The 8,573-nt window shown below is 70.5% G+C and carries 10 protein-coding genes; 6 read left to right on the plus strand and 4 right to left on the minus strand.

Features of this window, described 5'->3' with window-relative positions; translation table 11 throughout:
• Positions 1–5: 5 nt before the first annotated feature.
• The 6 genes from truA (at position 6) to AC2D80_RS15335 (ending at position 5,337) form a co-directional block, all read left to right on the plus strand.
• Complete coding sequence (truA, locus tag AC2D80_RS15310; protein WP_484633914.1) at positions 6–842, plus strand: tRNA pseudouridine(38-40) synthase TruA; 837 nt, start codon at positions 6–8, stop codon at positions 840–842.
• The gene (locus tag AC2D80_RS15315; RefSeq protein WP_484633903.1) at positions 839–1,552 is read left to right on the plus strand and encodes a phosphoribosylanthranilate isomerase; all 714 of its coding nucleotides are present in this window, start codon (positions 839–841) and stop codon (positions 1,550–1,552) included. The genes truA and AC2D80_RS15315 overlap by 4 nt, the downstream gene beginning before the upstream one ends.
• Positions 1,553–1,602: 50 nt before the next feature.
• Positions 1,603–2,889: a tryptophan synthase subunit beta gene (gene trpB, locus AC2D80_RS15320; protein WP_484633904.1), complete on the plus strand. Its 1,287-nt coding sequence runs from the start codon at positions 1,603–1,605 to the stop codon at positions 2,887–2,889.
• A complete protein-coding gene (gene trpA / locus AC2D80_RS15325; protein ID WP_484633905.1) occupies positions 2,886–3,695 on the plus strand; it encodes a tryptophan synthase subunit alpha in 810 nt (269 codons plus the stop codon). Before trpB ends, trpA begins: the two co-directional genes overlap by 4 nt.
• A gap of 74 nt (positions 3,696–3,769) precedes the next feature.
• Positions 3,770–4,648, plus strand: coding sequence for an acetyl-CoA carboxylase, carboxyltransferase subunit beta (gene accD, locus AC2D80_RS15330; protein ID WP_484633906.1), 879 nt, complete (start codon positions 3,770–3,772; stop codon positions 4,646–4,648).
• The gene (locus tag AC2D80_RS15335) at positions 4,645–5,337 is read left to right on the plus strand and encodes an LON peptidase substrate-binding domain-containing protein (RefSeq protein WP_484633907.1); all 693 of its coding nucleotides are present in this window, start codon (positions 4,645–4,647) and stop codon (positions 5,335–5,337) included. The genes accD and AC2D80_RS15335 overlap by 4 nt, the downstream gene beginning before the upstream one ends.
• Before the next feature lie 78 nt (positions 5,338–5,415).
• Here AC2D80_RS15335 and nagZ read toward each other — a convergent pair whose 3' ends face one another.
• Genes nagZ through recO form a run of 4 tightly spaced genes read right to left on the minus strand, consistent with a single transcriptional unit; the run spans position 5,416 to position 8,463 of the window.
• The gene (nagZ, locus tag AC2D80_RS15340) at positions 5,416–6,489 is read right to left on the minus strand and encodes a beta-N-acetylhexosaminidase (protein ID WP_484633908.1); all 1,074 of its coding nucleotides are present in this window, start codon (positions 6,487–6,489) and stop codon (positions 5,416–5,418) included.
• A complete protein-coding gene (acpS, locus tag AC2D80_RS15345) occupies positions 6,486–6,896 on the minus strand; it encodes a holo-ACP synthase (protein WP_484633909.1) in 411 nt (136 codons plus the stop codon). Before acpS ends, nagZ begins: the two co-directional genes overlap by 4 nt.
• The gene (locus AC2D80_RS15350; protein ID WP_484633910.1) at positions 6,893–7,687 is read right to left on the minus strand and encodes a pyridoxine 5'-phosphate synthase; all 795 of its coding nucleotides are present in this window, start codon (positions 7,685–7,687) and stop codon (positions 6,893–6,895) included. Before AC2D80_RS15350 ends, acpS begins: the two co-directional genes overlap by 4 nt.
• Positions 7,684–8,463: a DNA repair protein RecO gene (recO, locus tag AC2D80_RS15355; protein WP_484633915.1), complete on the minus strand. Its 780-nt coding sequence runs from the start codon at positions 8,461–8,463 to the stop codon at positions 7,684–7,686. Before recO ends, AC2D80_RS15350 begins: the two co-directional genes overlap by 4 nt.
• Positions 8,464–8,573: the final 110 nt, after the last annotated feature.

The raw sequence follows: 8,573 nt of genomic DNA on the forward strand, positions 1-8,573 counted from the left end.
CGCGCTTGCCCCCCGACACGCCCACCCCCGACTTCACGCCCAGTGCCACGCCGCGTCAGCGGATCGCGCTGGGCGTGAGCTTTTCGGGCACCGCTTACGACGGCTGGCAGAGTCAGCCCTCCGGCAACACGGTGCAGGACCACCTGGAGCGCGCGCTGTCGGCCTTCAGCGACCTGCCCGCGGTGAGCACCCTGTGCGCGGGCCGGACCGACGCCGGCGTGCACGGGCTGATGCAGGTGGTGCATTTCGACACCCCTTTGCAGCGTCCGGACAATGCCTGGGTGCGCGGCACCAACCGCTTTCTGCCCCCTGACATCGCCGTCCAGTGGGCCCAACCGGTGCCCGACGCGTTTCATGCGCGCGCCAGCGCGCTGGCGCGGCGTTATGCCTACGTGCTGCTGGAGTCGCCGGTGCGGCCCAGCGTGGACGCCGGGCGTGTCGGGTGGGTTTTTCGCCCCCTGTCGCAGACCGCCATGCAGGCGGCGGCCACACACCTGCTTGGCGAACACGACTTCAGCTCGTTTCGCGCCGCCCAATGCCAGGCGCATACACCCGTCAAGACGCTGCGGCGGCTGGAAATCGCGCGGCGCGGCGCCTACTGGCGTTTTGAGTTTGAGGCGAACGCGTTCCTGCACCACATGATCCGCAACATCATGGGCTGCCTGATCGCCGTGGGCACTGGCAACCGACCGGCCGACTGGATGGCCGAGGTCCTGGCGGCGCGTTCGCGCGACGCGGCCGCACCCACCTTTTCCCCCGATGGCCTGTACTTTCTGGGGCCGGTCTACGATGCCGCCTGGGGTTTGCCGGCGCGCACGCCCGCGTTCGACTGGCTGCCATGAAGACCCCCTCCGCCCCACCCCCGACCCACCCGGCGCCCGGGCGCACGCGCATCAAGTTCTGCGGGTTCACCCGCGAAGCCGACGTGGACGCGGCGGTGTTGGCAGGCGCCGACGCGGTGGGCTTTGTGTTGTACCCGCCCAGCGCCCGCGCGGTGTCGCCCGAGCGGGCGGGCGCGCTGGCGCGCCGCCTGCCGGCGTTCGTCACGCCGGTGCTGCTGTTCGTCAATGCCAGCGAAGCCGAGGTGGAAGCGGGCCTGCGGGCCGTGCCGAACGCGCTGCTTCAGTTCCACGGCGATGAGACCCCGGCAGCTTGTGCCGCCGCGGGCCGGCCATTCCTGCGCGCCGCGCGGATCCCGACCGGGCCGGCCGGGCATGGCTTCGATCTCCTACAATTCGCGAACCTGTTTGCCGCCGCCCAAGGCATCCTGCTCGACGCTCACGTCGAGGGTTTCGGCGGTGGCGGTCAATCCTTCGACTGGACAGCATTCCCGTGGTCACACCCGCGACTAAACGCCAGCTCTCGCCTCGTTTTGTCTGGTGGACTCACGCCTGCAAACGTGACCGATGGCATCCGGCTCGTGCGGCCCTGGGCCGTTGACGTGAGTTCGGGCATCGAGGTGTCCAAAGGCATCAAGAGCGCCGAGAAAATGCAGGCCTTTGCGGCCGCCGTGCGTGCCGCCGACGCGTCAACCGCCATTCCCCCGTCCTGACGGACCCCCGCGCCTGCCGCGGGACCGTCGCTCTCCGACAGGATTTCCCCATGCAGACGCCCTATCAGCAACCCGACGCCCGTGGCCGTTTCGGCATCTACGGCGGCAGCTTCGTGAGCGAAACGCTCACCCACGCCATCAACGAACTCAAGGCCGCCTACGCGCGCTACCAGCACGACCCCGACTTTCTGGCCGAGTTCAAGCGCGAACTGGCCCACTTTGTCGGCCGGCCCAGCCCCGTGTACCACGCCGCGCGCATGAGCCGCGAGCAGGGCGGTGCTCAGATCTTCCTCAAGCGCGAAGACCTCAACCACACCGGCGCCCACAAGGTCAACAACACCATCGGCCAGGCCATGCTGGCCAAGCGGATGGGCAAGCCGCGCATCATTGCCGAGACCGGCGCGGGCCAGCACGGCGTGGCCACCGCCACGATCTGCGCGCGCTATGGCCTCGAGTGCGTGGTGTACATGGGCAGCGAGGACGTCAAGCGCCAGAGCCCCAACGTGTACCGCATGAAGCTGCTGGGCGCCACGGTGGTGCCGGTGGAAAGCGGCAGCAAGACGCTGAAAGACGCGCTCAACGAGGCCCTGCGCGACTGGGTGGCCAACGTCGACAACACCTTCTACATCATCGGCACCGTGGCCGGCCCGCACCCGTACCCGATGATGGTGCGCGACTTCCAGAGCGTGATCGGCGAGGAATGCCTCAAGCAGATGCCCGAGATGCTGCGTGAAGCCCATTGCCTGGGCGAGCAGCCCGATGCGGTGGTTGCCTGCGTGGGCGGCGGGAGCAACGCCATGGGCATCTTCTACCCCTACATCAACCACACCGGCACGCGGCTGATCGGCGTAGAAGCCGCCGGCGAGGGCCTGGACAGCGGCAAGCACTCGGCCTCCCTGCAGATGGGCACGCCGGGCGTGCTGCACGGCAACCGCACCTACGTGCTGCAGGACGACAACGGTCAGGTGACCGAAACGCACAGCGTCAGCGCTGGCCTGGACTACCCCGGCGTCGGGCCGGAACACGCCTTCCTGAAGGACATCGGCCGCGCGGAATACGTCGGCGTGACCGACACGGAGGCGCTGTCGGCGTTCCACTACCTGTGCCGCACCGAGGGCATCATCCCGGCGCTGGAGTCGAGCCATGCCATCGCCCACGCGATGAAGCTGGCCAAGACCATGGCGCCCACGCAGTCCATCCTGGTCAACCTGTCCGGCCGCGGCGACAAGGACATCGGCACCGTGGCCGACCTGGCGCAGGCGGATTTTTATTGCCGGCCGAGCTGCCGCGGGCAATCGGTCAAAGGCGGCGTGGCGCCGGTGGAGGTGGTGCGATGAGCCGGATTGACGCGTCGCTGGCCACGCTCAAGGCCCAGGGCCGCAAGGCGCTCATTCCGTTCGTCACCGCCGGCTTTCCCGCGCCGGGCGTCACCGTCGAACTGCTCCACGCCATGGCCGACGCGGGCGCCGACGTGATCGAGCTGGGCGTGCCGTTCTCCGACCCATCGGCCGACGGGCCGGTGATCCAGGCCGCGGGTGACCGCGCCCTGGCCGCCGGCGTCGGGCTGGTGCAGGTGCTGGGCATGGTGCGCGATTTCCGCGCCGCCAACACGACCACCCCGGTGGTGCTGATGGGCTACGCCAATCCGATCGAGCGCTACGACCAGAAGCACGGCGATGGCGCGTTCGTGAACGATGCGGCCGCCGCCGGGGTGGACGGCGTGCTGGTGGTGGACTACCCGCCGGAGGAGTGTGAGGACTTCGCCCGCGCGTTGCGCGCGCGGGACATGGACCTGATCTTCCTGCTCGCGCCCACGTCGACCGACGAGCGCATGGCGCAGGTGGCGCGGGTGGCCAGCGGCTACGTGTACTACGTCTCGCTCAAGGGCGTGACCGGCGCGGGCACGCTCGACGTCGGTCAGGTCGAGGCCATGCTGCCGCGCATCCGCCAGCACGTGCAGATCCCGGTGGGCGTGGGCTTCGGCATCCGCGACGCCGAGACCGCCCGCGCCATCGGCCGCAGCGCCGACGCGGTGGTCATCGGCAGCCGGCTGATCCAGCTGATCGACGGCGTGCCGCCCGCCCAGGCGCCGGCCACCGCGGCCGACTTCCTGCGCGGCATCCGCACCGCGCTCGACGCCTGAACGCCGTCCGGCGCCGCGCCGGCGGGCAGCCCCCGCCGGCCATGTTCTAATCCCGCCGCTGAAGGAGATCGCGCATGTCCTGGCTTGAAAAACTGCTGCCGCCCAAGATCACCCCGACCGACCCGACCGAGCGCCGCAGCGTGCCTGAAGGGCTGTGGATCAAGTGCCCGAGCTGCGAGGCGGTGCTCTACAAGACGGATCTGGAAAAGAACCAGAACGTCTGCCCCCACTGCGCCCACCACCACCGCATCGGCGCGCGCGCCCGCCTCAACGCCTTCCTCGACGCCGAGGGCCGCTACGAGGTCGCGCAAGAGGTGTTGCCGGTCGACGCGCTGAAGTTCAAGGACAGCCGCAAGTACCCCGAGCGCCTCAAGGAGGCGATGGACAACACCGGGGAAACCGACGCGCTGATCGTCATGGGCGGTGCGGTCAAGGGCGTGAGCCTGGTGGCGGCCTGCTTCGAGTTCGATTTCATGGGCGGCTCCATGGGTTCGGTGGTCGGCGAGCGCTTTGTGCGCGGCGTCGAGGAAGCCATCGCGCAAAAGGTGCCCTTCCTCTGCTTCACCGCCACGGGCGGCGCCCGCATGCAGGAAGGCCTGCTGTCGCTGATGCAGATGGCCAAGACCAACGCCGCGCTCACCCGTCTGGCCAAGAAGGGCCTGCCCTACGTCAGCGTGCTGACCGACCCCACGATGGGCGGCGTCAGCGCGGGTTTTGCATTCATGGGCGACGTCGTCATTGCCGAACCGAAGGCGCTGATCGGCTTCGCCGGCCCGCGGGTCATTGAAAACACCGTGCGCGTGAAGCTGCCCGAAGGCTTCCAGCGCGCCGAGTTCCTGCAGACCAAGGGCGCGGTCGACTTCATCTGCGACCGCCGCGAACTGCGTGACACCGTGGCCCACGTGCTGGCCATGCTGCAGCGGCAAAGTGCCGACGCGGTGGTCGACGATTGACCGCCGCCGCGCCACCGGCTGAGCCGCTCGCGCTGACCCAGCTGCCCCTCTTTCCGCTGCAGACCGTCCTGTTTCCAGGCGGTTGGCTGCCGTTGCGGATTTTTGAGGTCCGTTACCTCGACATGATCGGCCGCTGTCACAAGGCGGGGGCGCCGTTTGGTGTGGTCTGCCTGAGCGAAGGCAGCGAGGTACGACGCCCGGGTCCGGCGGCCGGCGACGCGCCGGGATTCGCCCGCGAGGCGTTTCACGGCACCGGCGTGCTGGCGCAGATCGAATCGCTGGAGAAACCGCAGCCCGGCTTGTTCATGATCCGCTGCCGTGGCTTGCAGCGTTTCCAGATCACCCGGCGGCAGCAGTTGCCGCACGGCTTGTGGGTGGCCGACGTGGTGCTGGACGCGGCGGAGCCGGTGGTGCCGGTGCCCGCGCACCTGCTGGGCGCGCGCGACGGCTTGCAGCGCCTGCTGGCCAGCCTGACAGAGCGTCAGCCCGAAGCGCTGCCGGGTTTGCCGCTGCAGCCGCCTTACCACTGGGACGACGCCGGCTGGCTGGCCAACCGCTGGGCCGAACTGCTGCCGGCGCCCGCGGAGCTCAAGCAGCGTCTGATGGCGCTGGACAATCCCCTGGTGCGGCTGGAACTGGTGGCCGACTTGCTGGAGCGGCTGGGTCTGGACGCCCCGGACGCCGCCTGATCCGCCTTCGGCGGCGCGACACCTCCCGGCGCCCCCCGGCTTCTTCAGGCCGTCTTCAGGCCGTCTCCAGACCGTGATTCAAGCCGCCAGCCAGGCGAGGGCCTGCTGGTAGCGCTCGCTGCGCATCAGGTCGTCCCAGGCCGGGGCGCCGGCGGTGCCCAACAAGCCACGGCGGCGCGCGTCACTCTCGGGATCGGGCACCCAATCGCCCTGCACCACGGCCCGCGCCAGCGCTTCAATCGCATCGTCAATCGGTGCGCCCCCATCGACCACCGACTGGTTGCACAACAACACCAGGTCAGCGCCAGCACCCAGGGCCGCGAGAGCCGCGTCACCAAACGGCACCTCGCGGCCATCGATCTGGCGCGCGGCCGCCATGCCGAGGTCGTCGCTGACGATGGCGCCGGTGAAACCGAGCTGGCCGCGCAGGATGTCGCGCAGCCAGCGCGCGGAAAAACCGGCCGGCCGGCTGTCGACGCGGGGGTAGATCACGTGGGCGGGCATCACCGCCGCCAGCCCCGGCGCCAGCCAGCCGTAGGGGGCTGCGTCGTCGGCGAGCAGCGTGCGCAGCGGGCGGCGGTCCACCGCCATGGCGTGGTGCGAATCGGCCTGGGCGAAGCCGTGGCCGGGGAAGTGTTTGGCGCAGTGGGCCATGCCTGCGGTGCGCAGGCCGAGCAGGAGGGACTGCGCCAGGACGGTGACCACGCGGGGATCGCGGCCGAAGGCACGGTCGCCGATGACGCTGCTGTGGCCGTGGTTGAGGTCGAGCACCGGCGTGAAGCTGAGATCCACGCCACAGGCGCGCAGCTCGGCGCCGAGCACATAGCCCGCGGCGGTGGCGGCGCGCGTGGCGGCCAGGGCTGCCTCGGGCGACGGCCCCCAGCGCTCGCCCAGCGCCGCCATCGGCGGCAGGTGGGTGAAGCCGTCGGTGCGAAACCGCTGGACGCGACCGCCCTCGTGGTCCACCGCGATCAGCAGATCGGACCGCACCGCCTTGATCTGCCGGCACAGGCGGGTGAGCTGCGCGCGGTCGCGCCAGTTGCGGCCAAACAGGATCACGCCACCGACCAGCGGGTGGGCGAGACGGGCGCGGTCGGCGGGGCTGAGCGTCAGGCCGGCGACGTCGATGAGCAAGGGCGCGGGGTGGTTCATGGCAGATCTGGCAGGGCGCGTTCGACGACCACGAAGCTCGCGGCGTAGTCGGACTCGTCGGTCACGGTGACGTGGGCGCGCAGGCCCTGGGCGTCGAACCAGTCGCGCAAGGCGCCGTGCAACACCAGGCGGGGCGCGCCGCTGGGGTGGTTGAGGATTTCGCAGTGGCGCCAGGTCATGGGCAAGCGCATGCCCAGGCCGATCGCCTTGGAAAAGGATTCCTTGGCTGAAAAGCGCGTGGCCAGGAAACGCACACCCCGCTCCGGCCAGCGCGCCGAGCGCTGCCGCCAGACCGCCAGCTCGGCCTCGCCCAGCACCTTGTGGGCGAAGCGGTCGCCCTGCCGCTGCAGCACCGCGGCGATGCGCCGGACGTCACAGACGTCGGTGCCGATGCCGTGGATGCTCATGTCGGGTCGTCCGTGCCATCGAACCCGGCGTCGATGAAAGCGCGGTCGATGCAGGCGCGGTAGGCGCGGACGGTCTCGGCGTAGCCGACTTCCAGGGCGTCGGCGATGAGCGCGTGGCCGATGGACACCTCGCTCACCCGCGGCACGCCGCGCACGAAGGCGGTGAGGTTGTCGCGGTTGAGGTCGTGGCCGGCGTTGACGGCCAGCCCCGCATCCAGCGCGGCCTGGGCCGCGGCGGCAAACCGCGCCAGCTGCGCGGCGCGGGCCGCCGGATCGCTCCAGGCGGCGGCGTAGGGCTCGGTGTAGAGCTCCACGCGATCGGCCCCCACCGCCCGGGCCGCGGCCATGGCGCTGGCCTCGGCGTCCATGAACAGGCTCACGCGCACGCCCAGCGCCCGGCACTCGTCAATCAACGGGCGCAGGCGCGCGGCGTCGTCGGGGAAGCGCCAGCCGTGGTCGCTGGTGAACTGGCCTTCGGCGTCGGGCACGAAGGTGGCCTGGTGCGGCCGCAGCGCGCGCACGAAGTCCATGAGGTTATGGAAGGGGTTGCCCTCGATGTTGTATTCGCGGTCCGGCCAGTCGCGCAGCAGCGCGGCGAGGTCGTGGACATCGTGGGTGCGGATGTGGCGCTGGTCGGGCCGGGGGTGCACGGTGATGCCAGCGGCGCCGGCCTGCAGGCACAGCGTGGCCGCGCGCGTGACCGAGGGGATGCCAAGGTGGCGGGTGTTGCGCACCAGGGCCACTTTGTTGAGGTTCACCGACAGCGCGGTGCGCGGAGCGGAATCGGTCATGGCGAGGGGGGAGGTGAAGAACGGTGGCGCAGCAGCGCCTGCACGTCGAGCATCAGCTGGCGGGTCCGGAACACCCGCACGCCGCCATGGTAGTGCAGCAGCTGGCGCAACGGGATGCGCAGGGCCTGCGCCACCGGGTCGATGGCCCGCAGCGCCGACACCAGCGGCGCCGGGTCGTCGAGAGCGGCTTGCAGGGCCTGCCAGTGCGCGCCGGGCAGCGCGTGCGGTTCGTCGTCGGGCGCGGCTCGCAGGCCCGCCTCGGGAATCAGCACGTAGCGCCCGGCCGGGTCGATCGGCTGCAGGCTCGCGCCTTCGACCGCCAGGTCCGGGAGGAAACCCACCGCGCGCAACAGCAGCAACTCAACCGCCCGCACGACCAGATGCTGGGTCGTGTCACCCTGCTCGGCCAGCAGGCGCACCGCCAGCGCGAACTGGTCAAACAGGGCGGGATGCGGGTCGTCCCTCGCCAACAGACGCAGCAACAACTCGTTGAGATAGCTGCCGGCCAGCAGCGCGTCGCCGGTGGGCATGACGTGCCCGCCCACCCAATGGGCCGACTTCAGCGTCCGGACCTCGGCATCACCACCCCAGCCGATGTGCAAGGGCTGCAACGGCAACAACACCGGACGGAACTGCGAGGTCGGCCGCTTCACGCCCTTGGCCACCAGCGCGATCCGCCCGTGGCGTCGGGTGAAGACCTCCAGCACCAGGCTGGACTCGCTCCAGTCGTACCGATGCAGGACGAAGGCCGGTTCGTCCGCCGCCCGCGCACTCATGCGGCGCGAGAGACTGAAGAAACCCCTGCTGCGCAGCGGCAGAGCGTGGGGGCCACGATCCCGGCGCCAGGCCGCCCCAAGCGGGGATCGCACCCCCTCGGGGGGCAGCG

The sequence above is a fragment of the Hydrogenophaga sp. T66 genome, from assembly GCF_057219855.1.